Annotated in this window: 34 protein-coding genes; 29 read left to right on the top strand and 5 right to left on the bottom strand. The window is 44.4% G+C overall.

Annotated elements, in window-relative coordinates:
- Positions 1-7: 7 nt before the first annotated feature.
- The 28 genes from rplB (at position 8) to WKT13_RS06560 (ending at position 17,443) form a co-directional block, all read left to right on the top strand.
- Entirely contained in the window at positions 8-832 is an 825-nt protein-coding gene (gene rplB / locus WKT13_RS06695; protein ID WP_298619328.1) for a 50S ribosomal protein L2, read from the top strand.
- A 22-nt stretch (positions 833-854) separates the two neighbouring features.
- On the top strand, positions 855-1,121 hold the full coding sequence (gene rpsS / locus WKT13_RS06690; protein WP_021992971.1) for a 30S ribosomal protein S19: 267 nt from the start codon (positions 855-857) through the stop codon (positions 1,119-1,121).
- Between the two features lie 34 nt (positions 1,122-1,155).
- Positions 1,156-1,560, top strand: coding sequence for a 50S ribosomal protein L22 (gene rplV / locus WKT13_RS06685; protein ID WP_068857238.1), 405 nt, complete (start codon positions 1,156-1,158; stop codon positions 1,558-1,560).
- Between the two features lie 8 nt (positions 1,561-1,568).
- Positions 1,569-2,294, top strand: coding sequence for a 30S ribosomal protein S3 (rpsC, locus tag WKT13_RS06680; RefSeq protein WP_298619331.1), 726 nt, complete (start codon positions 1,569-1,571; stop codon positions 2,292-2,294).
- Between the two features lie 15 nt (positions 2,295-2,309).
- Positions 2,310-2,738, top strand: a complete 429-nt coding sequence (gene rplP, locus WKT13_RS06675) for a 50S ribosomal protein L16 (protein ID WP_021992974.1) — start codon at positions 2,310-2,312, stop codon at positions 2,736-2,738.
- Between the two features lie 3 nt (positions 2,739-2,741).
- Entirely contained in the window at positions 2,742-2,936 is a 195-nt protein-coding gene (rpmC, locus tag WKT13_RS06670; RefSeq protein WP_298619333.1) for a 50S ribosomal protein L29, read from the top strand.
- A 2-nt stretch (positions 2,937-2,938) separates the two neighbouring features.
- A complete protein-coding gene (rpsQ, locus tag WKT13_RS06665; RefSeq protein WP_298619336.1) occupies positions 2,939-3,205 on the top strand; it encodes a 30S ribosomal protein S17 in 267 nt (88 codons plus the stop codon).
- Between the two features lie 2 nt (positions 3,206-3,207).
- Positions 3,208-3,573 (top strand): 50S ribosomal protein L14, encoded by a 366-nt coding sequence (rplN, locus tag WKT13_RS06660; protein WP_021992977.1) that lies wholly within the window; start codon positions 3,208-3,210, stop codon positions 3,571-3,573.
- 19 nt (positions 3,574-3,592) lie between these two features.
- Positions 3,593-3,913, top strand: a complete 321-nt coding sequence (gene rplX / locus WKT13_RS06655; protein WP_298619338.1) for a 50S ribosomal protein L24 — start codon at positions 3,593-3,595, stop codon at positions 3,911-3,913.
- A complete protein-coding gene (rplE, locus tag WKT13_RS06650; protein ID WP_021992979.1) occupies positions 3,913-4,467 on the top strand; it encodes a 50S ribosomal protein L5 in 555 nt (184 codons plus the stop codon). Before rplX ends, rplE begins: the two co-directional genes overlap by 1 nt.
- Positions 4,468-4,472: 5 nt before the next feature.
- Positions 4,473-4,775: a 30S ribosomal protein S14 gene (gene rpsN, locus WKT13_RS06645; RefSeq protein ID WP_298619340.1), complete on the top strand. Its 303-nt coding sequence runs from the start codon at positions 4,473-4,475 to the stop codon at positions 4,773-4,775.
- Between the two features lie 50 nt (positions 4,776-4,825).
- Complete coding sequence (gene rpsH, locus WKT13_RS06640; protein WP_021992981.1) at positions 4,826-5,221, top strand: 30S ribosomal protein S8; 396 nt, start codon at positions 4,826-4,828, stop codon at positions 5,219-5,221.
- 14 nt (positions 5,222-5,235) lie between these two features.
- On the top strand, positions 5,236-5,802 hold the full coding sequence (gene rplF / locus WKT13_RS06635; RefSeq protein ID WP_298619342.1) for a 50S ribosomal protein L6: 567 nt from the start codon (positions 5,236-5,238) through the stop codon (positions 5,800-5,802).
- Positions 5,803-5,821: 19 nt separating this feature from the next.
- A complete protein-coding gene (gene rplR / locus WKT13_RS06630) occupies positions 5,822-6,166 on the top strand; it encodes a 50S ribosomal protein L18 (RefSeq protein ID WP_294459546.1) in 345 nt (114 codons plus the stop codon).
- Positions 6,167-6,172: 6 nt separating this feature from the next.
- A complete protein-coding gene (gene rpsE, locus WKT13_RS06625; RefSeq protein WP_298619344.1) occupies positions 6,173-6,685 on the top strand; it encodes a 30S ribosomal protein S5 in 513 nt (170 codons plus the stop codon).
- 11 nt (positions 6,686-6,696) lie between these two features.
- The gene (gene rpmD, locus WKT13_RS06620; protein ID WP_298619346.1) at positions 6,697-6,873 is read left to right on the top strand and encodes a 50S ribosomal protein L30; all 177 of its coding nucleotides are present in this window, start codon (positions 6,697-6,699) and stop codon (positions 6,871-6,873) included.
- A 23-nt stretch (positions 6,874-6,896) separates the two neighbouring features.
- Complete coding sequence (rplO, locus tag WKT13_RS06615) at positions 6,897-7,343, top strand: 50S ribosomal protein L15 (RefSeq protein ID WP_340323319.1); 447 nt, start codon at positions 6,897-6,899, stop codon at positions 7,341-7,343.
- 4 nt (positions 7,344-7,347) lie between these two features.
- On the top strand, positions 7,348-8,685 hold the full coding sequence (gene secY, locus WKT13_RS06610; protein ID WP_298619351.1) for a preprotein translocase subunit SecY: 1,338 nt from the start codon (positions 7,348-7,350) through the stop codon (positions 8,683-8,685).
- Between the two features lie 14 nt (positions 8,686-8,699).
- On the top strand, positions 8,700-9,476 hold the full coding sequence (map, locus tag WKT13_RS06605) for a type I methionyl aminopeptidase (RefSeq protein ID WP_298619353.1): 777 nt from the start codon (positions 8,700-8,702) through the stop codon (positions 9,474-9,476).
- Between the two features lie 28 nt (positions 9,477-9,504).
- Entirely contained in the window at positions 9,505-9,723 is a 219-nt protein-coding gene (infA, locus tag WKT13_RS06600; protein WP_004341775.1) for a translation initiation factor IF-1, read from the top strand.
- Positions 9,724-9,733: 10 nt separating this feature from the next.
- Positions 9,734-9,850 (top strand): 50S ribosomal protein L36, encoded by a 117-nt coding sequence (gene rpmJ / locus WKT13_RS06595; RefSeq protein WP_009160995.1) that lies wholly within the window; start codon positions 9,734-9,736, stop codon positions 9,848-9,850.
- A gap of 90 nt (positions 9,851-9,940) precedes the next feature.
- Positions 9,941-10,321 carry a 30S ribosomal protein S13 gene (gene rpsM, locus WKT13_RS06590; RefSeq protein ID WP_021992989.1) on the top strand — a complete coding sequence of 127 codons (381 nt, stop codon included), beginning with the start codon at positions 9,941-9,943 and terminating at the stop codon, positions 10,319-10,321.
- 84 nt (positions 10,322-10,405) lie between these two features.
- Positions 10,406-10,795: a 30S ribosomal protein S11 gene (gene rpsK, locus WKT13_RS06585; protein WP_021992990.1), complete on the top strand. Its 390-nt coding sequence runs from the start codon at positions 10,406-10,408 to the stop codon at positions 10,793-10,795.
- A 50-nt stretch (positions 10,796-10,845) separates the two neighbouring features.
- Positions 10,846-11,451, top strand: a complete 606-nt coding sequence (gene rpsD, locus WKT13_RS06580; RefSeq protein ID WP_298619355.1) for a 30S ribosomal protein S4 — start codon at positions 10,846-10,848, stop codon at positions 11,449-11,451.
- Between the two features lie 12 nt (positions 11,452-11,463).
- Complete coding sequence (locus tag WKT13_RS06575) at positions 11,464-12,456, top strand: DNA-directed RNA polymerase subunit alpha (protein ID WP_298619357.1); 993 nt, start codon at positions 11,464-11,466, stop codon at positions 12,454-12,456.
- Positions 12,457-12,526: 70 nt separating this feature from the next.
- Entirely contained in the window at positions 12,527-13,015 is a 489-nt protein-coding gene (rplQ, locus tag WKT13_RS06570; protein ID WP_298580809.1) for a 50S ribosomal protein L17, read from the top strand.
- Positions 13,016-14,370: 1,355 nt separating this feature from the next.
- On the top strand, positions 14,371-16,437 hold the full coding sequence (locus tag WKT13_RS06565) for a GH116 family glycosyl hydrolase (RefSeq protein WP_340323318.1): 2,067 nt from the start codon (positions 14,371-14,373) through the stop codon (positions 16,435-16,437).
- 184 nt (positions 16,438-16,621) lie between these two features.
- On the top strand, positions 16,622-17,443 hold the full coding sequence (locus WKT13_RS06560) for a hypothetical protein (protein WP_340323317.1): 822 nt from the start codon (positions 16,622-16,624) through the stop codon (positions 17,441-17,443).
- A gap of 80 nt (positions 17,444-17,523) precedes the next feature.
- On the opposite strand, the gene WKT13_RS06555 is transcribed toward WKT13_RS06560, so the two are convergent.
- Both WKT13_RS06555 and gdhA read right to left on the bottom strand, forming a co-directional pair.
- The gene (locus WKT13_RS06555; RefSeq protein ID WP_298619365.1) at positions 17,524-18,084 is read right to left on the bottom strand and encodes a septal ring lytic transglycosylase RlpA family protein; all 561 of its coding nucleotides are present in this window, start codon (positions 18,082-18,084) and stop codon (positions 17,524-17,526) included.
- A gap of 26 nt (positions 18,085-18,110) precedes the next feature.
- Positions 18,111-19,448: an NADP-specific glutamate dehydrogenase gene (gdhA, locus tag WKT13_RS06550; RefSeq protein ID WP_298619367.1), complete on the bottom strand. Its 1,338-nt coding sequence runs from the start codon at positions 19,446-19,448 to the stop codon at positions 18,111-18,113.
- A gap of 398 nt (positions 19,449-19,846) precedes the next feature.
- On the opposite strand from gdhA, the gene WKT13_RS06545 reads away from it, so the two are divergent.
- Positions 19,847-20,860, top strand: coding sequence for a glycosyl hydrolase (locus tag WKT13_RS06545; protein WP_298619369.1), 1,014 nt, complete (start codon positions 19,847-19,849; stop codon positions 20,858-20,860).
- 148 nt (positions 20,861-21,008) lie between these two features.
- On the opposite strand, the gene WKT13_RS06540 is transcribed toward WKT13_RS06545, so the two are convergent.
- The 3 genes from WKT13_RS06540 to WKT13_RS06530 all read right to left on the bottom strand — a co-directional run bounded on the left by WKT13_RS06540 (position 21,009) and on the right by WKT13_RS06530 (position 24,212).
- Entirely contained in the window at positions 21,009-22,292 is a 1,284-nt protein-coding gene (locus tag WKT13_RS06540; RefSeq protein WP_340323316.1) for an O-acetylhomoserine aminocarboxypropyltransferase/cysteine synthase family protein, read from the bottom strand.
- A gap of 267 nt (positions 22,293-22,559) precedes the next feature.
- A complete protein-coding gene (locus tag WKT13_RS06535; RefSeq protein ID WP_340323315.1) occupies positions 22,560-22,904 on the bottom strand; it encodes a hypothetical protein in 345 nt (114 codons plus the stop codon).
- A gap of 228 nt (positions 22,905-23,132) precedes the next feature.
- A complete protein-coding gene (locus WKT13_RS06530; protein ID WP_340323314.1) occupies positions 23,133-24,212 on the bottom strand; it encodes a hypothetical protein in 1,080 nt (359 codons plus the stop codon).
- Positions 24,213-24,247: the final 35 nt, after the last annotated feature.

Below are 24,247 nucleotides of genomic sequence, written 5' to 3'. Positions count from 1 at the left end.
ATAAAAAATGGCAGTACGTAAATTTAAACCGGTTACTCCGGGACAAAGACACAAAGTTATTGGCACGTTCGAGGAGATTACTGCATCCGTGCCAGAGAAGTCTCTCGTTTTCGGTAAACGCTCTACCGGTGGTCGAAACAACACCGGAAAAATGACTGTTCGCTACAAAGGCGGCGGTCATAAGAGAAAGTATCGTCTGATCGACTTTAAACGTGAGAAAGATGGTGTTCCAGCTGTAGTTAAGACAATAGAATACGATCCGAACCGTTCGGCTCGTATTGCTTTGTTGTTTTATGCTGATGGTGAAAAACGTTACATTATTGCTCCTAATGGACTGCAGGTGGGTGCAAAACTGATGTCAGGCGCTGATGCTGCTCCTGAAGTTGGTAATGCTCTTCCTTTGGCAAACATTCCTGTAGGTACTGTAATTCACAACATCGAATTACGTCCGGGACAGGGTGCATTGCTCGTTCGTTCGGCTGGTAATTTTGCTCAATTGACTTCTCGTGAAGGCAGTTATTGTGTGATTAAGCTCCCTTCTGGTGAAACACGCCAGATTCTGAGTGCTTGTAAGGCAACTGTAGGTAGCGTCGGAAACTCAGATCACGCTCTTGAACAGTCCGGTAAGGCTGGACGTTCACGCTGGCTTGGTCGTCGTCCGCACAACCGTGGTGTTGTTATGAACCCTGTTGATCACCCGATGGGTGGTGGTGAAGGTCGTCAGTCTGGAGGACACCCACGCTCACGTAAGGGTCTTTATGCTAAGGGTCTCAAGACACGCGCACCGAAGAAACTTTCTAACAAGTATATCATCGAAAGAGCTAGTAAATAATTTTAGTTAACAAGAGTAAATTATGAGTCGTTCATTAAAAAAAGGTCCATATATCAACGTCTCTTTGGAGAAGAAGATTCTTGCCATGAATGAAAGTGGCAAAAAGACTGTTGTTAAGACATGGGCCAGAGCATCAATGATTTCCCCGGATTTCGTGGGACACACTGTTGCAGTTCATAACGGAAATAAATTTATCCCTGTTTACATTACTGAGAATATGGTGGGTCATAAACTCGGAGAGTTCTCTCCCACACGTAAGTTCGGTGGACACGCCGGAAATAGAAAGTAAGCGGGTTAAAACCATTTAAAACAAAGAAATAATAATGGGAGCAAGAAAACATATAGCGGCTGAAAAAAGAAAAGAGGCCCTTAAGAATTTGTACTTCGCAAAGCTCAAAGGCGTTCCTTCTTCACCACGTAAAATGCGCTATGTCGTTGACATGGTTCGTGGTATGGAGGTTAATCGCGCACTGGGAGTACTGAGATTCTCCAAGAAGCAGGCTGCCGCCGACGTTGAGAAACTGTTACGCTCGGCCATCGCTAACTGGGAAGCAAAAAATGACCGCAAGGCAGAAGACGGCGAACTTTACATTTCTAAAGTCTTCGTTGATGAAGGTGTTACTATGAAGCGCATGAGACCGGCTCCGCAGGGACGTGGCTATCGTATTCGCAAGCGCAGCAATCACGTTACACTGTTTGTTGATTCCAAAACTAATGACGAAAAATAAATAGCAGAATGGGACAGAAAGTTAATCCAATAAGCAATCGTTTGGGTATTATCCGTGGTTGGGATTCCAATTGGTTCGGAGGCAAAAACTTCGGTGACAATCTGGTTGAAGACCGCAAAATACGTAAATACCTTAATGAGCGTCTGGCTAAGGCCAGTGTTTCAAAGATTGTAATAGAGCGTACATTGAAACTCATCACAATTACAATCTGCACAGCTCGTCCTGGTATCGTCATTGGTAAGGGTGGACAGGATGTCGACAAACTGAAAGAAGAGTTGAAGAAACTCTATAAGAAGGACATCCAGATCAACATCTTCGAAGTGAAGAAGCCTGAACTTGATGCAAACATTGTTGCAAACAACATTGCACGTCAGGTTGAAGGTAAAATCGCTTATCGTCGTGCTATCAAAATGGCTATACAAAATACAATGCGTGCTGGTGCCGAAGGTGTGAAAATACAGATCACCGGACGTCTGAATGGTGCAGAAATGGCACGTAAGGAAATGTACAAGGAAGGAAGAACTCCTTTGCATACATTCCGTGCTGATATCGACTACTGTCAGGCTGAGGCACTTACCAAAGTAGGACTCCTTGGAATCAAGGTTTGGATCTGCAGAGGTGAGGTTTATGGAGAGCGCGATTTGACTCCTAACTTTACACAGGAGAAGCAGAATGGTGGTTCTAATAGCGGTCGTGGTAACCGCGGTAATCGCAAGAGAAACAATAACCGTTAAAAGTAAGAAACTATCATGTTACAGCCAAAAAGAGTAAAATATAGAAGACCTCAAGATGGACGTGGCAATAAAGGCAACGCTCACAGAGGCACACAGCTGGCTTTCGGATCATTTGGCATCAAAACACTTGAGGCAAAATGGATTGACAGCCGTCAGATAGAAGCTGCTCGTGTGGCAGTGAACCGCTACATGCAGCGTGAAGGTCAGGTATGGATCAGAATATTCCCGGATAAACCAATCACCCGCAAACCTGCTGATGTCCGAATGGGTAAAGGTAAAGGTGATCCTGCAGGATGGGTGGCACCGGTTACACCGGGTCGTATCCTCTTTGAAGTGGAAGGTGTAAGTTTTGATGTTGCAAAAGAGGCTCTTCGTCTCGCAGCTCAGAAACTGCCGGTAAAGACTAAGTTTGTTGTTAGACGTGATTACGATAAAAACGCTTAAACTATGAAGATGAAAGAATTGAAAGACTTGGATGTCAAGTCTCTGAATGAGAAGTTGGAGACAGAGGTAGCTCGCTTGAATCAGCTGAAGCTTAACCATACGATTTCTCCTCTTGAGAATCCATCACAGATTAAGGCTGCACGTCGTGATATCGCACGTCTGAAAACCGAAATCCGTCAGAGAGAACTTAACAAATAACAATGGTCCAGATGGAAACAAGAAATTTAAGAAAAACAAGACAGGGTGTGGTTATAAGCAACAAAATGGATAAAACCATTGTTATTGCAGCTAAGTTCAAGGAGATGCACCCTATTTATGGTAAATTTGTTCAGAAAACAAAGAAATACCATGTTCATGATGAGAACAATGAGGCAAATCTTGGTGATACTGTACTCATCATGGAAACACGTCCTTTGAGTAAGACAAAGAGATGGAGATTAGTTCAAATAACTGAAAAAGCTAAGTAATTATGATACAAGCAGAATCAAGACTTACAGTATGTGATAACAGCGGCGCACGTGAAGCTCTTTGCATTCGCGTATTGGGTGGAACACGCCGCCGTTATGCAAGTGTTGGTGACGTTATTGTCGTTGCTGTCAAGAACGTTATCCCATCAAGTGATTTGAAAAAGGGTGCAGTATCTAAGGCTTTGATTGTTCGCACAAAGAAGGAAATCCGTCGTCCGGATGGTTCATATATCCGCTTTGATGATAACGCATGTGTGCTGCTTAATAATGCGGGAGAACTTCGTGGTAGCCGTATCTTCGGCCCTGTAGCACGTGAATTGCGCGCTGTTAATATGAAAGTCGTTTCTTTGGCACCTGAGGTTCTATAATTTAAAATAAGATTTAGAAATGAGTAAGTTACATATAAAGAAAAACGACACAGTCTATGTTCTTGCCGGTGAGGACAAGGGCAAGACTGGTAAGGTGCTCAAAGTCTTGGTTGACAAGAATCGCGCCATTGTAGAAGGTGTGAATATGGTCTCTAAGAGCACAAAGCCCTCTGCAAAGAACCCTCAGGGCGGTATCATCAAGCAGGAGGCTTCGATACATGTCTCTAATTTGAGCCTGATCGATCCGAAAAGCGGCAAACCGACACGTATTGCCATAAAGAAGAACGATGAGGGCAAGAAAGTTCGTATCGCTAAAAAGTCAGGGGAGGAAATCAAATAATGGATACAGCACAGTTAAAGAAAGTCTATGTTGAGAGCATTGCTCCGGCATTGAAGAAACAGTTCAACTATTCTTCATCAATGCAGGTTCCTGTCCTGAAGAAGATCGTTATTAATCAGGGATTGGGTGATGCAACACAGGATAAGAAGATTATCGATGTTGCTATTAATGAGATCACAGCCATTACTGGTCAGAAGGCAGTTGCTACTTATTCAAAGAAGGATATAGCAAACTTCAAACTTCGTAAGAAGATGCCTATTGGTGTTATGGTTACACTTCGTCGCGAGCGTATGTATGAATTCCTCGAGAAACTTGTACGTATAGCCTTGCCACGTATCCGTGACTTCAAGGGTATTGAGAGCAAGTTCGACGGTCGTGGAAATTATACTCTTGGTATTCAGGAGCAGATAATCTTCCCTGAAATCAATATCGATGCTATCGACCGCATCCAGGGAATGAACATCACATTCGTGACAACAGCTCAGACAGATGAAGAGGGCTATGCTCTTCTTAAAGCATTTGGCCTTCCTTTCAAAAACGCTAAAAACGATTAAGCAATATGGCAAAAGAATCAATGAAGGCTCGCGAGGTAAAGCGTGCGAAGATGGTTGCCCGTTATGCTGCGAAACGTGCGGCTCTTAAGAAGGTTATCGCTACGACAGAAGATCCCGCAGAGGCATATGAGGCAGCACGTAAACTGCAGTCTATTCCGAAGAACGCTAATCCTATTCGTTTGCACAACCGTTGTAAGATCACCGGTCGTCCGAAAGGATATATCCGTCAGTTCGGATTGTCACGTATACAGTTCCGTGAGATGGCTTCTGCAGGTCTTATACCTGGCGTTAAAAAGGCAAGCTGGTAATTTATTTAATATTGTCGGGGTAGTCCCGATTAATTAAAATTTTATATAATATGACAGATCCAATAGCAGATTATCTGACAAGACTCAGAAACGCAATCATGGCACATCATCGTGTCGTTGAAGTTCCTGCGTCAAACTTGAAGAAAGAGATTACTAAGATCCTCTTCGAGAAAGGATACATCTTGAACTACAAGTTCATAGAAGATGGTCCTCAAGGTACAATCAAGGTTGCATTGAAGTATGATCCTGCAACCAAAGTCAACGCAATCAAGTCGTTGAAACGTGTTTCTACACCAGGTCTTCGTAAGTATACTGGTTATAAGAACATGCCGAGAGTTATTAACGGATTAGGTATAGCAATTTTATCTACATCCAAGGGTGTAATGACAGACAAGGAAGCTGCTGCTCTTAAAGTAGGTGGTGAGGTTCTTTGCTATGTTTATTAATTGGAGGATTTATTATGTCAAGAATAGGAAAATTACCAATTAAAATCCCCGCAGGAGTAAATGTTGCTATGGCTGATGGGGTTGTTACTGTAAAGGGACCTAAAGGTGAACTTTCTCAGAAAATAGATTCTTCCATCATTGTTAAGATCGCAGACGGTGAGATTATATTTGAGGTTGATGAAAACAGCCCGGTTAACTACAAGCAGAAGCAGGCATATCATGGTCTGTACCGTGCTTTGGTTAACAACATGGTAGTTGGAGTCAGTGAGGGATATAAGAAAACTCTGGAACTTGTAGGTGTCGGATATCGTGTTTCCAATCAGGGTAACGTGATTGAATTCTCTTTGGGTTATACACACCCGATCTTCCTTGAACTTCCGAAGGAGGTTAAGGTTGAGACAAAGAGTGAGAGAAACCAGAATCCGTTATTGATGTTAGAGTCTTGCGACAAGCAGTTGATTGGCCTTATTTGTGCAAAAATTCGTACTTTCCGTAAGCCGGAGCCATATAAAGGTAAAGGTATCCTCTTCAAAGGCGAAGTCATCCGCAGAAAATCTGGTAAGTCAGCTTCTGCTAAGTAATCTTTTAAAATTTACGATTATGACAACAAAGAAAGTAGAAAGACGAATAAAAATTAAATATAGAATTCGTAAGCGTGTAAATGGAACTGCAGAGCGCCCTCGTCTGAGTGTGTTCCGCAGCAACAAACAGATTTATGCACAGGTTATAAACGATTTGACCGGAACGACTCTTGCATCTGCATCTTCTCTTGGACTTGAGAAAATGCCTAAAATTCAGCAGGCTGCTAAAGTTGGCGAGATGGTAGCTGCAAATGCACAGGCTGCAGGAATCACTGCTGTTGTTTTCGACCGTAACGGTTATCTTTATCACGGACGCGTTAAGGAATTAGCTGATGCTGCTCGTAAAGGTGGTCTTAAATTTTAAACGATTATGGCAATGAATAAAGTTAAAGTATATAATGACGTTGAGTTGAAAGACCGTTTGGTGGCCATTAACCGAGTTACGAAAGTAACAAAGGGTGGACGCACCTTCACTTTTGCTGCTATTGTCGTTGTTGGTGACGGAAAAGGCGTTATCGGCTACGGCCTTGGTAAGGCTGGTGAAGTTACAGCAGCAATCTCCAAAGGCGTTGAAGCTGCAAAGAAGAACCTTGTTAAAGTTGCACTTGTAAAGGGAACAATACCTCACGAGGTAGAAGCTCGTTATGGTGGTTCGCATGTATTCATGAGACCTGCTGCAGCCGGTACAGGACTTGTAGCTGGTGGTGCTATGCGTGCTGTTCTTGATAGCGTTGGCGTAAAGGACGTTCTTGCTAAATCTAAAGGTTCTTCAAATCCTCATAACTTGGTTAAGGCAACAATAGAGGCTCTCACACAGGTACGTGATGCTTACACTATCGCAGGTGTTCGTGGTATCAGTATGGAAAAAGTTTTTAACGGATAAGGAGAATTACAATGGCAACAATAAAGGTAAAACAGATAAAGAGCCGTATCGGCGCCAATAAAGAACAGAAGAGCACTCTTTTGTCTTTAGGTCTGCACAAGATCTCTCAGGTGATCGAGGTTGAGGACACGCCCAGTATACGTGGTATGATACGAAAAGTTCATCATCTGGTAACAGTAGTTGAATAATTAATCTTTAAGCAGAAAAAATTATGAAATTAAATACTTTAAAACCAGCCGAGGGTTCTACACATTCTCGCCGCCGTATTGGTCGTGGACCAGGATCTGGATTAGGAGGAACTTCTACTCGCGGACATAAAGGAGCAAAAGCTCGTTCTGGTTATAAGAAGAAGATAGGTTTCGAAGGAGGTCAGATGCCTCTCCAGCGTCGTGTGCCTAAGGCAGGATTTAAGAATATTAACCACAAGGAATATTTTGCGGTTAATCTTTCTGTTCTGCAGAGCCTTGCTGAAGCAAAGAATCTTACAAAGATTAGTCTTAATGATCTTCGAGATGCAAATCTTGTTAAGAAGAATGTTCTTGTTAAGATTCTTGGCAGCGGCGAACTCAAGGCAAAACTTGATGTCGAGGCTAATGCTTTCTCGAAGACTGCTGAAGAGGCAATCAAGGCAGTTGGTGGTAACACAACTATAATTTAGGTCAATGAAAAAATTTATTGAGACACTGAAGAACTGTTGGAGAATTGAGGATTTGCGTCAGCGACTCCTCATTACTCTCCTGTTTACGGCTATATACCGTTTTGGCTCGTTTGTGGTACTTCCTGGTATCAATCCGAGCATGTTGGAAAAATTACAGTCGCAAACATCTGGCGGTTTGATGTCATTGCTGGACATGTTCTCCGGTGGTGCGTTTTCCAATGCATCAATTTTTGCACTTGGAATTATGCCATACATCTCAGCTTCTATCGTAATGCAGCTTCTGGCGATTGCGGTTCCGTATTTCCAGAAAATGCAAAGAGAAGGAGAAAGTGGCCGTAAGAAAATCAATTGGTATACCAGAATATTGACTGTAGCCATATTGTTTTTCCAAGCACCGTCTTATCTTCTCAACCTGAAGGCGCAGGCTTCTCAGGCTCTTGCATCAGGACTTTCCTGGCCAGTGTTTATGGCTTCTGCTTCTGTCATTCTTGCAGCAGGCAGTATGTTTGTTCTCTGGTTAGGAGAGCGCATTACAGATAAAGGTGTCGGAAATGGTGTTTCAATGATCATTATGATAGGTATTATTGCAAGATTTCCTCAGGCATTCATTCAGGAGGTGGCAACACGTCTTAATGCAATCGCTGGTGGTGGTCTTGTAATGTTCATTGTTGAAATACTGATTCTGTATGCAGTTGTGTGCGCTGCAATTCTTTTGGTGCAGGGAACACGCAAGATACCAGTACAATATGCAAAACGTCTTGTTGGAAACAAACAATACGGAGGAGCACGTCAGTATATTCCGCTTAAGCTGTTCGCAGCTAACGTTATGCCTATCATTTTTGCACAGGCATTGATGTTTATTCCGCTTGCAATTGTACAGTATCAGAGTGATAACGCATCGTGGGTGGTTCGTTCATTGATGGATAACCGTAGCTTGTTGTATAATTGTGTTTATGTTGTTCTCATCATAGCATTCACATACTTCTACACAGCTATCACATTGAATCCGACTCAGATGGCAGAGGATATGAAACGCAATAATGGTTTCATTCCAGGCATACGTCCGGGAAAGGATACAGCAGAATATATTGAGACAATCATGTCTCGTATAACATTCCCTGGATCTATCTTCATTGCATTTATAGCAATAATGCCGGCTCTTGCAGGTTTGCTCAATGTGCAGCAGCAATTCTCTCAGTTCTTCGGAGGAACTTCACTCCTGATTCTTGTCGGAGTTGTTATAGACACACTCCAGCAGATAGAGAGTCATTTGCTAATGCGTCATTACGATGGACTGTTGAATTCAGGACGTACTCGTAATAGCGGTGTTTCTGCATATTGATTATTCTTTGGAAAATGAAAATATTTCTGAAGACAGAGGATGAAATTCAGCTGATGCGTGAGGCAAACCAACTTGTTGGTAAGACCTTAGCGGAATTGGCAAAGCATATTAAACCGGGTGTAACGACCCTTCAATTGGATAAAATCGCAGAGGAGTTCATTAGAGACCATGGAGCTATTCCTACTTTCAAGAATTTCCCTAATCCATTTGGAGGGCCATTCCCTGCAAGCATCTGTACTTCTGTCAACGATGTAGTTGTGCATGGAATACCTGATGAAAAGACCATCTTACGTGATGGTGATATTATCTCTATAGATTGCGGAACATTGCTTAATGGCTATAATGGAGACAGTTGCTATACATTTTATGTTGGTGATGTTGCTCCTGAGGTCAGAAAGTTAGTTGAAACAACAAAGGAGGCCCTTTATAAGGGAATTTCTCAGGCAGTTGCAGGAAAACATGTTGGTGATATAGGAGATGCGGTTCAGTCCCATTGTGTTAAGATGGGGTATGGCGTTGTTCGCGAACTTACAGGACATGGTATAGGACGTGAGATGCATGAGGATCCGCAAGTACCAAATTATGGTATGCGAGGACATGGTGTGTTGCTAAAGGCTGGTATGTGTATTGCGATTGAACCAATGATAACAATGGGAGCGCGTGATATCATGCTGATGCCGGACAAGTGGGGAATACGTACTCGAGACGGTAAACCTGCAGCACATTTTGAACATACCGTTGCCATTCAAAGAGGCAATGCTGAAATTTTATCTACATTTGAAGGAATATAACATTTAAAAAGAAAGACAGTACAAGATTATGGCAAAGCAATCTGCTATAGAACAGGACGGAACAATTGTAGAATCATTATCTAACGCGATGTTCAGAGTAGAACTCGAAAACGGTGTTCAGATAATAGCGCATATCTCAGGAAAGATGAGAATGCACTACATCAAGATTCTGCCAGGAGATAAGGTTAAAGTGGAAATGAGCCCTTATGATTTGACCAAGGGCCGAATAGTTTTCAGATATAAATAAACTCACAGATATGAAAACAAGAGCATCATTAAAGAAACGCACACCCGACTGTAAGATCGTACGTCGTAAAGGTCGCTTGTTCGTTATCAACAAGAAGAACCCTAAGTATAAAATGCGTCAGGGCTAATTAAAAAGAGACATAAGGCAGAGATTGCGAAATTTCTTGCTTGAAACTCAAAATAAACAAATTATCAATTTTTTAATTTAATTATTAACAATGGCAATAAGAATTGTTGGAGTAGATTTGCCCCAGAATAAGCGTGGCGAAATCGCATTGACTTATATTTATGGTATAGGTCGAAGTAGTTCAGCAAAGATATTGGATAAAGCCGGTGTCAGCCGCGACCTGAAGGTAAGCGAGTGGACAGACGATCAGGCTTCCAAGATCCGTGAAATTATCGGCGCTGAATTCAAAGTTGAAGGTGATCTCCGTGCAGAGATCCAGATGAACATCAAGCGACTCATGGATATTGGTTGCTATCGTGGAATCCGTCATCGTAATGGTCTTCCTGTTCGCGGTCAGAGCACAAAAAACAATGCCCGTACACGTAAAGGAAAGAAGAAGACTGTTGCTAACAAGAAGAAAGCTACTAAGTAAAATTTAGTTTGGAGTTGAAAGTTTGGAGATTCTATGTCTCAAACCTTTTAACTTTTGACTTTTAACTTTTAACTAAAAAAGATTATGGCAAAGAAAACAGCAACATCCAAAAAAAGAAATGTGAAAGTTGACGCTATAGGGCAGCTTCATGTTCATAGCTCTTTCAATAATATTATTGTGTCTTTAGCAAATAGCGAAGGACAGATCATATCATGGTCTTCAGCCGGTAAGATGGGATTCCGTGGCTCAAAGAAGAACACTCCGTATGCAGCTCAGATGGCAGCAGAGGATTGTGCAAAGGTAGCTTACGATCTTGGCTTGCGTAAGGTTAAGGCTTATGTCAAAGGTCCGGGAAACGGACGTGAGTCTGCAATCCGTGGCGTACACAGCAGTGGAATTGAAGTAACAGAGATCGTTGACGTTACTCCGCTGCCACATAATGGTTGCCGTCCTCCGAAGAGACGTAAGGTATAAGTTCCTGCTATCAAACAAAGTTACACAAACAAAAAGCATTTTATAATATTATGGCTAAATATATAGGTCCGAAATCTAAGATTGCGCGTCGTTTCGGTGAGCCGATTTTCGGCGCAGACAAAGTTTTGTCCAAGAGAAACTTCCCTCCTGGACAGCATGGCAACAGTCGTCGTAGAAAACAGTCTGAGTACGCTGTCATGCTGGCAGAGAAGCAAAAGGCTAAATACACATACGGTGTATTGGAGCGCCAGTTCCGTAATATGTTTGAAAAGGCAGCCAAGGCCGAAGGTATTACCGGTGAGGTTCTTCTTCAGAACCTTGAAAGCCGTCTCGACAATGTTGTGTTCCGTATGGGTATTGCTCCCACACGTGCCGCTGCCCGTCAGCTGGTAGGTCACAAGCACATTGTTGTTGATGGTAGTGTGGTTAACATACCTTCATATTCAGTTAAGCCAGGCCAGATAGTAGGAGTGCGTGAAAAATCAAAGTCTCTTGAAGTTATTGAGTCTGCTCTTGCTGGTTTCAATCACAGCAAATATCCTTGGATCGAGTGGGATGCAAATACCAAGAGTGGCAAGTTCCTGCACAAACCGGAGCGTGCCGATATTCCTGAGAATATAAAGGAACAGTTAATCGTTGAGTTGTACTCTAAATAAATCATTAAATTAATGGCGATATTAGCATTTCAAAAACCTGACAAAGTTGTAATGTTGGAGGCCAACGATAAATTCGGCAAGTTCGAATTTCGTCCTCTTGAGCCTGGCTTCGGCGTTACCATAGGTAATGCGCTGCGCCGCATACTTCTTTCGTCGCTTGAGGGATATGCCATCAACACAGTGCGTATCTCTGGTGTAGAGCATGAGTTCTCATCAGTTCCGGGCGTGAAGGAAGACGTGACCAACATTATCTTGAATTTGAAACAAGTAAGATTCAAGCAAGTAGTAGAAGAATTCGAGAACGAAAAAGTTAGTATCACCGTAGAGAATTCAACAGAATTCAAAGCAGGTGATATTGGTAAGTATCTGACTGGATTTGAAGTGTTAAACCCTGATTTGGTGATTTGTCATTTAGATGCCAAGGCTTCGATGCAGATAGACCTGACCATCAACAAAGGACGTGGATACGTTCCTGCTGATGAGAATCGCGAATTCTGCACTGACGTTAATGTAATTCCAATCGATTCTATCTACACCCCTATCCGTAACGTAAAATATTCGATTGAACCGTATCGTGTTGAACAGAAAACTGACTACGACAAACTGGTTCTCGAAGTTAGTACGGATGGTTCCATAAGTCCGAAAGATGCACTTAAGGAAGCCGCTAAGATTCTTATCTATCACTTCATGTTGTTCTCTGACGAGAAGATCACACTTGAGAATCCTGATCATGAGACAAACCAGGAGTTTGATGAGGAAGTGCTTCACATGCGTCAGTTGCTTAAGACCAAGCTTGTTGACATGAACCTCTCTGTTCGTGCCCTCAATTGTCTTAAGGCTGCTGATGTAGAAACACTCGGCGATCTTGTACAGTACAATAAGACAGATCTCCTTAAGTTCCGCAACTTCGGTAAGAAATCGCTTTCAGAGCTTGATGATTTGCTCGAGAGTCTGAATCTGTCTTTTGGAACCGATATTTCTCAATACAAATTAGACAAAGAATAATCCGGCCATGTATTGCGGGCACGGAAGTGTCCGCAATCAAACCGGTTTATCGTAAAAAGAAACAAACAAAATGAGACATAATAAAAAATTCAACCATCTGGGTCGTACTGCATCTCACCGTCAGGCCATGCTTGCTAACATGGCTATCTCGCTGATCATGCACAAAAGAATCACTACGACCCTCGCAAAGGCTAAGGCTTTGAAGAAATATGTTGAGCCTCTGCTTACCCGCAGTAAGGACGACTCAACAAACTCTCGTCGTGTTGTATTCCGTTATCTTCAGAACAAAGAGGCTCTGAAAGAGCTTTTCGGTGAAGTTGCTGCAAAGATCGGCGATCGTCCCGGAGGATACACACGTGTTATCAAACTCGGTACACGTAAAGGAGACGCTGCTCCGATAGCATTTATCGAGCTTGTAGACTTCGATGAGAATATGGCTAAGACTCCTAAGGCTGCCAAGAAGACTCGTCGTAGCCGCAAATCTGCTTCAAAGGCTGAAGAAGTTGCAGAGGCACCCGTTGCAGAAGCAACAGCTGCAGAGGAAGCTAAGGCTGAATAAGATTCTGAAACATCAGATTCACATTCCATATAAGGATCGCAATCTAAAAATTGCGGTCCTTTTTTTATTAACCGGATAAACGTATTTATCCGTAAATTATATATCGTAAAGCGGTGCTGTATAATATCAGTGTGAGTCGGCTTTTGTTCACGACGCTACATGGAACGGAGGAAGATTCACGTATAACACCGAGTAGTATTATCAGTGACGAGCGACGTCCTCGCGTAACACTATACTCATATTGTCACACCGATAAATTCTCACCGCAATAAAGGCTCATGCTTCGCGTGTGTCTCCTCGCGCGTCATATCGGCGGTTTTAAAGAAAACTCTCGCGACGGACTTACAGATTTTCTTGACTTTATTTTGACAAAATAAAATCGTGAAAGAGATGTAAGGATATGTTATATTTCGTATTGTTAAGGCTCTTTCATCCCATACCTTTTTCTCATATACTCAGTAGTGTGCTCCGGAATGGTTCATCTTGCATTCTGATTTTGCCTGTTTCAGGGTCCGATTACGCCCATATCATGGTGTGATATGGTGCGTTTCAGCCCCTGATATAGGCTTAATCGCATGCTGAAACAGTGCATTTTGTATGCCGGTGAAATATATCTTAAATATAAGTCTTTGATGTTCAGTATTTTAAGAAAACCTCTCATATTTCGAGAATTTGCATCCGAAGGAGAGTCCGCGCGCAAATTCGCGCTGGATTTTTGGGGTAGAACAGAAAACTCGAACGAAAAAATCACATGATGCTGAAAATCTGTAAGTGGCCCATATTGTGTTCATTTCAGCAGTGTGAAACAATGTCGATATATGATTGAAACCGCTGATTTTTTATTGAAATCAATCCCCACAGCATTGCCACCGACCCAAAGTATTGTATGAGGACGAAGTCTTTATTTTAAAGGTACAGACAAAAGCGGAATAATACTGTGAGGATATGGATTTATATTGTGGATGTATCATATTATGGGAAATATAAACCGTGTTCTATAGACAGAACTGTTATGTCTGATAGAAATATCGTTTCTTTATTGCATGTGTTATGGTTTTATTATAATGTAATGATTTCATGCCCTAAGCAATTATCTGCCGATAATTAGCCTTTCGTATGTGTTATTTTTGTAACTTTATCCACATATTCATGCTGTTTGAGCATTATCAGAATTTTTATTCTGAACAGGCATGATAAAATATTCTGATGGTTGCTGAAAGTAATTGCTGTATTGTATAAAAAGAGAATAAACCATGATGTCACATATATCGTTCTTTTGCAGACAACTTATTATCTGTATGTGTTTTTGCTTGTGTTGCACAGATAATATTCATGCATTAAGTGCAGACAGCGTTATGCAAACTTTGAATATTGGTACTTTGTCAAGAGATTACAAGTCTGTGTCTGACGGCAAGTCTGCTTTTCTATTGTCCGGTAAAAGCATGTATGAGACAGGTTGTATCAATGGTTCTTTTTTCGACGACGTATATGCTCATGTCGAACATGGAATATGGTGTCATCCGGTAAAACTGATATCTTCCATTGATTGTTCCATAATCGAAGAAGACAAGGGTGTGTGGAGTTTGAATAAAGCTGTAAATTTCAAATACAACTTTTACTCGGCTGAGTTCGAATTTGAAAATGACGGACTCAAGGTGTTGCGCCGGGATGTTGTGGCAGAAAACCATCCTGCATTATGCACCACTTTTAGTATCGAGAACAGAAGCAACGCAGAACGTCTGTTGACCTTACGTTTTGTTGTTTGTATGGATATACGTCCGTCTCAGAGATGTGTAGGACTGAATCAGCATAAATGCAACACAACTATATCGCGCGAAAACCATGCTGTGATTGCATACAATGAAGTGGGTGCGGTTATGATAGGAAACGGTAAGACTTCTGGTTTCCGACAGGTGGCTGATTCGTTGGTGGAACTTGAGTATAAACTCAGCGTGCCATCCGGAAAAACCGTAACATCTTTTCCGTTGCTTATTGTTGGAGACAATAAAGGTGATGTTGCCGGTGTAAGGAGAACGTACCATGAGCTTGCTGGCCGTTATGATGATATTTACGCAGAGAAATCGCATTATTATAACCGGCAGTTGTTTGATGGTGTACGTTTTGATTGCTCAGACTACAGACTGACAGGTGCTTTTTATTGTGCAAAGGCGAATGTCCTTCTGAATATATGCAATCATTCTCCTTATATCAAGAGACCCTTTGTCAGAGCCGGAGTACCTGTATATCCTCGGTTGTTCGGAACAGATTTCTGCTTTTCCGTGCGCGGACTGTTGGCGTCTGGTTTTGAAGATATTGTCAAAGAAACATTATTGTTGATGGCTGCATATACCAAAGAACACATGCGTGCACCTCATGAAATCAGTAGTGACGGGATACTTCTCGGGTGGGATCACATACAGGTTTCGCCTCAGTGGATTGCCGCATGTCTTGATTATTATGTGTGGAGCCATGATCTTTCTTTTTTGGAGGAAGTATATCCTTTGTGCACAAGCTTGTTGAAAGACATATTGTCGGGTGCCGATTCCGATAAGGACGGATTTATAGAAGGACACGGTCTGATGGAAGAATCAGAGTTTAAGGCGGATTGGGAGGAACTCTCGGCGGCATCATATACATATACTGCTTTGAAGGCAGTCTCCATCATGGCAGATATAATGCATGATACAGCGGCTCCGTCGTACAAGGATAAAGCTGCCGAATACAGAAAACACTTCAACGATGTCTGGTGGAACAATGAGGAGTCTGTATGGAATTGCGCTTTCACCGAGAATAATGAGCCCAGACCTTACAATTTCTGGAGTGTGGTGTTTCCGCAGAGTGCGGGAGTTGCATCCGGCGAGAAGGGACTTTCGGCAATGAATATGATTGAGAAATACTGGGTGAATTCTTCGTGGGGAATGGTAGGGCGATTCCGGCGAAATACCGACCAGACAAATGAAGGTGTAGGTCTGGTGCACAACAATCTGTGTTCCGTTGCGGCATTCAAATACGGTAAGGGAGAATTGGGATGGAATTTATTACAGCTTACAACAAAAGGAGTTTTCGATCTGGAAAACACCTGTCTCGGTTTGTTTCCCGAGTGTCAGCCAGGGCTTTGTTCCAATATTTCACAGTTATGGTCTTATTCCACTTTTCTGGAAAGCGTGTTGACGGGACTTGCCGGAATAAGTCCTGATGAGGAAAGCGGTGTCATAGAGATATCACCTTTCTTTCCAGCGACGTTGTCATATCTTCATGTTGAGAATATCAGAGTAGGGGATAACGTATTGTCCATGAAATGGAAAAGGACATCTTCAGGGCGTATAAAGCTTGACGTATGGTATACAGGTGATGTCGGTAATATTATGTTTCCAAATAAACTGAAGCGGATGGCTGATTGTAGAATACATAAGTCAGCCTGATGACAGGTTGTTATTTCTTATTTACTGATCTGTTTGTAATACAGAGCGTTAGTAAAATGAAATGATGTTAAATTATTTCGTTCCAATGCCATATTGTACTATCTTTGCCATTATAAGGATGTGACGCTCTCATTACGGTCAGATCCTTATAATATGGTGTGGTTAAACAATATTGTATTCATATATGAGAAAGATTTTTATTCTTGCCTTACTTCCGCTTCTCGTGTTCAGTGGCTGCACCACTTCAGCCGGTTACGGTGCTTATGCCGGCGCCGGACTTGGCTCCATTCTCGGTTCGGCCATAGGCGGCATTGCCGGAGGACCGCGTGGCAGTGATATAGGTACGCTTGTCGGCATGGCCGGAGGTGCTGCCATAGGAGGTGCCGCCGGTTCGCAACTCGACAGACAGCGGGAGTCTGCATATGATGATTATGAAAGCACAAGGCGCCGCAGCAGAATCCGGAGATATAATGAAGAAAGACAACAGCAGAACCGTTATGACGACAATCAAAGCGGTTACGATCCTTCAAATGGAGGTGATGACAGGCTCTACGACTTCAATAGCAGCGATTACACGGGCGATTACAGTGCCGGTGAACAATCTGTCGTTATGCCGTCATCTTCGAGCGTAGAGGAGCTTGTTGCCGATTATTCGTATTCTCCGCATGTGGATGTTGTCAATGCACGTTTTGTGGATGAAAACCATGACAACCGTATCAGCCGTGGCGAGACATGCAAAGTCATATTCGAGATATACAATCGTGGTGATGCGCCGGTATTCAATGTACGCCCTGTTGTCGTTGATGCCACGGCCAATAAGCACATTTACATCTCTCCAAGTGTTTATGTGGAGCGCATATCACCCGGTCGTGGTGTCCGTTATACTGCTATAGTCAAGGCGGACAACCGGTTGAAGAACGGAAATGTGAGAATATGCGTGTCTGTACTGCATGGCGACGCCACCATATCAAAAGTACATGAATTCACTATCACTACAAGCAAGTAAATATAAAATGTGATGCAGACTGATCCGCATCACATTTTATCTATCAGTTCAGTTGCGGCAGGCCGTCCTTTGCCAGCACATCATTTTTCCTTATTATTGTTTTCAGCTTCTTGCTTCTTTCTGTTTCTGTCAGCTTTTCTTTTGCTTCTTTTGTGTGTTTTTCTTTTTGCGGAAGTCTCTTTCTTCACCTTCCATTCCTCTGGTATTGTATATTCCTGGTTTATCGCTCCGAAGTCTATCTCCGGCATGTGTATGTCTGTTGTCGGTTTGAACGGTACAATGTAGCTGTCCATCGGTTGCACAATCACCATTGCCACACCTTTCGACAGAATGTCCAGTTCTTTTGCCGCACCCCACGAAAGATCAATTATCCTTCCTCTTATGTGCGGACCTCTGTCCGTCACCTTTACAATGACCTCTTTCCCGTTTTCCGGATTTGTCACTTTCAGCATTGTTCCGAATTCGTACGTTCTGTGCGCGCAGGTCAGGCTGTCATGATGTATCCTTTCGCCACTGCTTGTCCGGGCGCCGGTCATCCTTTTTGAATAATACGAGGCTTTACCCTTCTGTACCTCTTGCGGGTACAGAAGAGTAAAGCAGAATATCGAAATTATTAATAATACGCTTCTTCTATATTTCACAATATGTTTTTAAGTAATACATTTTATTAAACAATTCCCTGTGCCATCATAGCGTTGGCCACCTTCATGAAACCGGCGACATTGGCACCCTTCACGTAGTTCACGTATCCGTCCTCTGTCTTGCCGTACTTCACGCACTGCTCGTGGATAGAATGCATGATGTAATGCAGCTTTTCGTCCACTTCCTTCTCGCTCCACGTCAGTCTTATTGCGTTCTGTGTCATTTCCAGTCCAGATGTAGCCACTCCACCGGCATTCACAGCCTTGCCAGGTGCGAACAGCTGACCGGCAGCTATGAATTTGTCAACAGCTTCTGCCGTACATCCCATGTTGGATACCTCTGCCACGCAGAGCGTCTTGTTTGCCAGCAGCATGTCGGCGTCGTCGCCGTTCAGCTCGTTCTGTGTAGCACAAGGCAGTGCTATGTCGCATTTCACCTCCCAAGGTTTCTTTCCTTCGTAGAATGTTGCTTCCGGGAATTCCTCTGCGTAAGGCTGGCATACGTCGTTGCCGCTTGCTCTGAGCTCCAGCATGTAGTCTATCTTCTTTCCGCTGATGCCTGTCGGATCATATATGTATCCGTCCGGTCCGCTTATTGTCACAACCTTTGCACCAAGTTCCGTAGCCTTCTTTGCTGCACCCCATGCCACGTTGCCGAATCCGCTTATGGCCACAGTCTTACCTTTTATGTCTATTCCGTGTGTCTGCAGCATCTGGTTCACGAAGTACAGAGCGCCGAATCCGGTTGCCTCCGGACGTATGCGTGAGCCGCCCCATTCCAAGCCTTTGCCTGTGAGCATGCCACTCCATGTATGTGTCAGTTTCTTGTATGCTCCGAACAGATAACCTATCTCTCTTGCACCCACACCGATATCGCCTGCCGGAATGTCCTCGTCAGGACCGATGTGACGGTACAGTTCGCTCATGAATGCCTGACAGAATCTCATCACCTCAGCGTCCGAGCGTCCGCGGATGGAGAAGTCTGAACCGCCCTTGCCGCCACCCATAGGCAGAGTGGTGAGCGCGTTTTTGAATGTCTGTTCAAATCCGAGGAACTTCAGTATGGAGAGGTTCACCGACGAGTGGAAACGCAGACCGCCTTTATACGGACCTATCGCACTGTTGAACTGCACACGGTAACCTGTGTTTACGTGTACCTCGCCCTTGTCATCAACCCACGGCACGCGGAATGTTATCACACGTTCCGGTTCTACCATGCGTTCAATCAGTTTCACACGTTCAAATTCCGGGTGCTTGTTATATTCTTCTTCGATTGAAAGCAATACTTCTTTCACTGCCTGCAGATATTCCGGCTCGCCGGGATGTCTGAACTCAAGATCGCTCAATAATTTTTTGACATCCATAATATTATACTTTTAGGTTGGTTCTTAGTTTTTGTCTTTGTGTCATTACACATCGCAAATATAGCTTTATTTTGCGTTCCTTCCAAATGAAAAAATCTATTTTTCATGATAATATGTTTACAAATGTAAATTCCTCGCTTTTTTCTTACACCCTGTCAGCGACCGGACCTTCCATTGCTTCGCGACGGTGTGTGCCGCTTTCTTGTTGCCGTTTTTTTAATGTTTTGTGACGGAGTTTGATGTGGCGTCCTTGTACGTTTGCTATGTATTTCCGTTCCGTGAGTTTTTCAGGCATATGCAGCGTCTTCTCCGTTTCTGTGTTTTTGATTGGTCATAATGCCTTTTTTCGACATTTTATTTATATTTTTGCAGCACTATAAATCTAAACGCAATAAATTATGAGAAAACTCTTTCATGCAGCCGGTCTTGTGCTGATGCTGTTGTGCGGAGCCGTGTCCGATGTCATGGCACAAAATGCTCCGGCTCCGCTTTACCGCGATCCGATCACTGACGGCGCGGCCGACCCATGTCTTGTTTACAATCCTTTCGAGAAAGCCTGGTGGATGCTCTACACCCAGCGTCGTGCAAACTCCGAGACGGCCGACGTTGCCTACTGCTACGGCAACGCCATCGGTATAGCCTATTCTGAGGACAACGGCCGCACATGGCGCTATCGCGGGACACTCGATCTCGACTTCGAGCGCGGCCACAACACATTCTGGGCTCCCGATGTTGTGCTCCACAATGGCGTTTATCACATGTTTGTTTCATACATACGTGGCGTGGCCAATCATTGGAGCGGTACAGCAACAATGATGCACTATACCAGCAAGAACCTCTGGGACTGGAAGTGTGAGGGTCCGGTGAAGCTGCCCGTCGATAATGTTATCGACGCAACACTCATACAGAAACCCGACGGTGAGTGGCGCATGTGGTACAAGTGGGACAGCAAGTCGCTTTATGCCGACAGCAAGGACCTCTTCAACTGGAAGGGCGACACCAAGCCTGCTGTGAGCGACAAGCCGCACGAGGGTGCCAAGGCGTTCCGTTTCAAAGATTCCTATTGGTTTGTTACAGACGAGTGGCAGGGCATGGGCGTATATAAGTCTTCCGATCTTGAGAACTGGACCAAACAGCCGGAGCGCATCCTTGACGGTCCGAGCCGCCGTGCCGACGACGGTCCCAGCGGATCACACGGCGATGTTGTCGTGACAGGCGACAAGGCTTATGTATTCTATTTCACCCATCCCGGACGCCGTTTCCATACGGCTGACTATCATGACAAGAACGGTAACATACCTTATGAGATGCGCCGTTCGTCCATACAGGTGGCTGAACTCGATGTCGTTGACGGCAACCTTGTAGTGAAAGACCGCGACCAGCCCTTCACCATCTTCCTGCCCAACAAGTAATATCCGGTTCGTACGGTCTTGCGTATTTGCAAAGACCGCACACCTATTAATATAATAAAAACCTGCCACTGTGACAGTATTGTCTAGTGGCAGGTTTTTATTATATTGCGCAACGGCGCACGTGCGTCCGCCGTCGATGCAGTCTCTTTCAGATTTTATCCAATGCCTGACGGATGTCTTCTATTATGTCGTCGGCGTCCTCAATACCAACCGACAGTCTCATCAGGTCCGGAGCTATTCCTGCTTCCTTCAGCTGTTCTTCAGACAACTGGCGGTGTGTGTGGCTTGCCGGATGCAGAATGCATGTGCGGGCGTCTGCCACGTGTGTCACGATGCTTATCAGTTGCAGCGAGTCCATGAACTTCACGGCCGTCTTCTGATCGCCTTTCAGTCCGAAGGCCAGCACTCCGCACGAACCGTTTGGCAGATACTTCTTTGCCAGTTCGTGGAATTCGTCGCCCTCCAGTCCGCTGTAGTGAACCCAAGCCACACGGCTGTCGGCCTTCAGAAATTCTGCCACGCGCTGAGCGTTGCGGCAGTGCTGCGGCATACGCAGGTGCAGTGTTTCCAGTCCGAGGTTCAGCAGGAACGAGTTCTGTGGTGCCGGTGACGAACCAAGGTCGCGCATGAGCTGTGCCACGAGTTTCGTCATGTAAGCCATCTTTCCGAAAGCCTTTGTGTAGGTCAGTCCGTGATATGATTCGTCCGGTGTGCACAGTCCCGGGAATTTCTCGGCATGTGCTTCCCAGTCGAAGTTGCCGCTGTCCACCACGCAGCCGCCCACCTGTGTGGCGTGGCCGTCCATATATTTTGTCGTAGAGTGTGTCACGATGTCACATCCCCATTCAAACGGGCGGCAGTTGATAGGTGTCGCGAATGTGTTGTCCACAATCAGAGGCACACCGTTCTTGTGGGCTATGCGTGCGAATTTCTCTATGTCGAGCACCTTGCAGCCCGGATTGGATATTGTTTCGCCGAAGAGCAGTTTTGTGTTCGGGCGGAACGCAGCCTGAATTTCCTCCTCGCTGGCGTCCTGATTCACGAATGTACATTCTATTCCGAGCTTCTTCAGTGTCACTCCGAACAGGTTGTACGTGCCTCCGTATATCTCGTTTGAAGTCACGAAGTGGTCGCCTGCGCTGCATATGTTGAACACTGCGTAGAAGTTTGCGGCCTGTCCGCTCGATGTAAGCATTGCTCCCACGCCGCCCTCGAGTGCTGCTATTTTCTGCGCTACGGCGTCACATGTCGGGTTCTGGAGTCTTGTATAGAAATAGCCTTCCTTCTTCAGGTCGAACAACATGGCCATTTCGTCACTGTCGTCATATTTGAAAGTGGTGCTCTGTATAATCGGTACCACGCGCGATTCTCCGTTCTTCGGTTGCCATCCTGCCTGTACGCAGAGAGTGCCCGGTTTCAGATTTTTCTTCATACTTCTGTCCTTTTTGTTATAAGTTTGTTATCACTGTATCCAAATACAGCGGACAAAGTTAATAAAAAACGCTGTAATAATTACAGACTGTTGCGCGGCTTTAGGTTTTATTTCATGTTTGTTAATTATCCGGACAGCTTTTCTTCGTTTCCATATATGCTGTCATTATGACTTTATGCAGGTCGTGAAGCAAAATAAGCTGTCCGTGTTGTCTGCATTATGAAAGGAAGAAAAGCATAATACTCACAATAAAATATACAGAGCTTATTACCAATAAAGCGATTGCAGATATATGCCATATTGTCTTGCTGATGAACGATTCCTCTTCAAAATGGGTATATACTTCTTAAAAAGTTCGTCTGTCAGATTTTTCTTATTTATTTTGTACAAAATAAGCAATTCAAGTAAGTAAGCTGTAATCACGATTGCGGAAATCGGTATAACTCCTAACGAAAGCATTTTTTTGAATCCGATGATGCTTAATAAGTTACATTCTATTCCGGTTAAAAATCCAACCTCTGTAGATATAACTCTTCTGTATGCTCTGTAGTCAATTTTTTCAACTGTGTAAAAAGCATATCTTAGCCTGTTTATGAATCTCTCTATGTTCATTAAGATAATCTTTTTTATATCGCATTTCGCCGGATATCGCTCTACGTGCATGCGCTTTTTGTCCTTCCGGATACGTCCGGCACATGCCATGTCGTTTCTTCTTTTGTTCCTTATTCTGTGTTTCCTGCAAAGCCGAACGCTGTCCGGTCAGACAAGAGACGGACAAAGGTACAAAAATAATATGTAAGTGTGATGCCGCGTGATGTCGTATTTCCGTATGCCGCATAGCTATTTGTAAGCCTTCCTGTCGAGCAGTACGCCCCAGGCAAAGTCTTTCACCGCCTTCTCGTTCTCTGCGGTGAACTTTGTCACATGCATCACCTTGCCCCCACGCACCTCTCTTATCTCGGCGTCGGTGAATATGTCCGGCAGCCATGCGTGCATGAAAGTGCCGTCACAGAATCCGTCGGCTTTCTTCTCCGCACCCGAATATTCGTTGCGGTTTCTGAACTGATGCACCATGTACGACAGCATCGGCACGTTCATGCCGGTCAGCTTTCTCCACTCTCCGCTGTTCTCGTTGTTGTCCTTCGCATTGCAGTTGTCGGGCCGCGGCAGCACGTTCCACTCGCTCTGACAGGATTTACCTATCCACCAGTTGTCGTCGCCCCAGCTCACCACTCTGAAGTTGCCGCACACTAAGCGTGACGCCCATTCGTAATGACCGTTATATACGCGCGCGTCAGTATAATACACTATGCATTTCTCCGCTATCGAGGGATCCATGACGTATGCCGACGCCAGCGTGGCCGCCTGTCCGCCGATGTTTATTATAACGGGCCGTTCGGGGTCTTTCTCATACTGTTCGTTTATCAGCCTTACATACAGCCGTGCCCCTTCCGACGGCTTGTTCTCTCCCGCCTTTTCGCTTTCCGCCTCGGTGCCTATGGTTATGCCGGGTATGCGGTCGGTGTTGCGGCAGCTTTTCATGGCGTAGTCGCGTGATTCCTCGGCCGTCTTTATCCAGTCAGGATGAGAGAATGTCCAGAAGTCAGTAAGCACAGGCGTCACTATCAGCGCCGCCAGATTCATCCTTTTCAGTGCCGTCATGGCATACATCCATTCATCGTCGAACACGTCGTCATACACATCGTTGTCGTATATCACCGGATTTGTCACCTTCTTGCCTTTCTTCACCGTCACGCCGTGTATGTACAGTCCCTTCGGATAGCCCGGCCTGTCAAATCCCCAGTCGCCTATTCTCGGATTCGGATTTTTTGCCCAGTCGGTGGTCTTCGGGTTCCAGTTGGCCGCGTGCAGGCCGATGCTTGCGCACAGCGCGACAATAATAAGTGTAAGTCGTTTCATAGTGGTTGTTTTCTGGTTATGCGGTTGCGTTTTTA

The organism is Prevotella sp. HCN-7019, from assembly GCF_037890215.1.
Lineage (GTDB): Bacteria > Bacteroidota > Bacteroidia > Bacteroidales > Bacteroidaceae > Prevotella.
Note: the sequence above shows the minus strand (reverse complement) of the source record. Positions and strands in the feature narration are given on the sequence as shown.

Bases quoted from the DNA above. Each gene is read 5' to 3' on its own strand.
- rplB (WP_298619328.1), top strand. From the start codon at position 8: ATGGCAGTACGTAAATTTAAACCGGTTACTCCGGGACAAAGACACAAA.
- rpsS (WP_021992971.1), top strand. From the start codon at position 855: ATGAGTCGTTCATTAAAAAAAGGTCCATATATCAACGTCTCTTTGGAG.
- rplV (WP_068857238.1), top strand. From the start codon at position 1,156: ATGGGAGCAAGAAAACATATAGCGGCTGAAAAAAGAAAAGAGGCCCTT.
- rpsC (WP_298619331.1), top strand. From the start codon at position 1,569: ATGGGACAGAAAGTTAATCCAATAAGCAATCGTTTGGGTATTATCCGT.
- rplP (WP_021992974.1), top strand. From the start codon at position 2,310: ATGTTACAGCCAAAAAGAGTAAAATATAGAAGACCTCAAGATGGACGT.
- rpmC (WP_298619333.1), top strand. From the start codon at position 2,742: ATGAAGATGAAAGAATTGAAAGACTTGGATGTCAAGTCTCTGAATGAG.
- rpsQ (WP_298619336.1), top strand. From the start codon at position 2,939: ATGGTCCAGATGGAAACAAGAAATTTAAGAAAAACAAGACAGGGTGTG.
- rplN (WP_021992977.1), top strand. From the start codon at position 3,208: ATGATACAAGCAGAATCAAGACTTACAGTATGTGATAACAGCGGCGCA.
- rplX (WP_298619338.1), top strand. From the start codon at position 3,593: ATGAGTAAGTTACATATAAAGAAAAACGACACAGTCTATGTTCTTGCC.
- rplE (WP_021992979.1), top strand. From the start codon at position 3,913: ATGGATACAGCACAGTTAAAGAAAGTCTATGTTGAGAGCATTGCTCCG.
- rpsN (WP_298619340.1), top strand. From the start codon at position 4,473: ATGGCAAAAGAATCAATGAAGGCTCGCGAGGTAAAGCGTGCGAAGATG.
- rpsH (WP_021992981.1), top strand. From the start codon at position 4,826: ATGACAGATCCAATAGCAGATTATCTGACAAGACTCAGAAACGCAATC.
- rplF (WP_298619342.1), top strand. From the start codon at position 5,236: ATGTCAAGAATAGGAAAATTACCAATTAAAATCCCCGCAGGAGTAAAT.
- rplR (WP_294459546.1), top strand. From the start codon at position 5,822: ATGACAACAAAGAAAGTAGAAAGACGAATAAAAATTAAATATAGAATT.
- rpsE (WP_298619344.1), top strand. From the start codon at position 6,173: ATGGCAATGAATAAAGTTAAAGTATATAATGACGTTGAGTTGAAAGAC.
- rpmD (WP_298619346.1), top strand. From the start codon at position 6,697: ATGGCAACAATAAAGGTAAAACAGATAAAGAGCCGTATCGGCGCCAAT.
- rplO (WP_340323319.1), top strand. From the start codon at position 6,897: ATGAAATTAAATACTTTAAAACCAGCCGAGGGTTCTACACATTCTCGC.
- secY (WP_298619351.1), top strand. From the start codon at position 7,348: ATGAAAAAATTTATTGAGACACTGAAGAACTGTTGGAGAATTGAGGAT.
- map (WP_298619353.1), top strand. From the start codon at position 8,700: ATGAAAATATTTCTGAAGACAGAGGATGAAATTCAGCTGATGCGTGAG.
- infA (WP_004341775.1), top strand. From the start codon at position 9,505: ATGGCAAAGCAATCTGCTATAGAACAGGACGGAACAATTGTAGAATCA.
- rpmJ (WP_009160995.1), top strand. From the start codon at position 9,734: ATGAAAACAAGAGCATCATTAAAGAAACGCACACCCGACTGTAAGATC.
- rpsM (WP_021992989.1), top strand. From the start codon at position 9,941: ATGGCAATAAGAATTGTTGGAGTAGATTTGCCCCAGAATAAGCGTGGC.
- rpsK (WP_021992990.1), top strand. From the start codon at position 10,406: ATGGCAAAGAAAACAGCAACATCCAAAAAAAGAAATGTGAAAGTTGAC.
- rpsD (WP_298619355.1), top strand. From the start codon at position 10,846: ATGGCTAAATATATAGGTCCGAAATCTAAGATTGCGCGTCGTTTCGGT.
- WKT13_RS06575 (WP_298619357.1), top strand. From the start codon at position 11,464: ATGGCGATATTAGCATTTCAAAAACCTGACAAAGTTGTAATGTTGGAG.
- rplQ (WP_298580809.1), top strand. From the start codon at position 12,527: ATGAGACATAATAAAAAATTCAACCATCTGGGTCGTACTGCATCTCAC.
- WKT13_RS06565 (WP_340323318.1), top strand. From the start codon at position 14,371: ATGCAAACTTTGAATATTGGTACTTTGTCAAGAGATTACAAGTCTGTG.
- WKT13_RS06560 (WP_340323317.1), top strand. From the start codon at position 16,622: ATGAGAAAGATTTTTATTCTTGCCTTACTTCCGCTTCTCGTGTTCAGT.
- gdhA (WP_298619367.1), bottom strand. From the start codon at position 19,448: ATGGATGTCAAAAAATTATTGAGCGATCTTGAGTTCAGACATCCCGGC.
- WKT13_RS06545 (WP_298619369.1), top strand. From the start codon at position 19,847: ATGAGAAAACTCTTTCATGCAGCCGGTCTTGTGCTGATGCTGTTGTGC.
- WKT13_RS06540 (WP_340323316.1), bottom strand. From the start codon at position 22,292: ATGAAGAAAAATCTGAAACCGGGCACTCTCTGCGTACAGGCAGGATGG.
- WKT13_RS06535 (WP_340323315.1), bottom strand. From the start codon at position 22,904: ATGAACATAGAGAGATTCATAAACAGGCTAAGATATGCTTTTTACACA.
- WKT13_RS06530 (WP_340323314.1), bottom strand. From the start codon at position 24,212: ATGAAACGACTTACACTTATTATTGTCGCGCTGTGCGCAAGCATCGGC.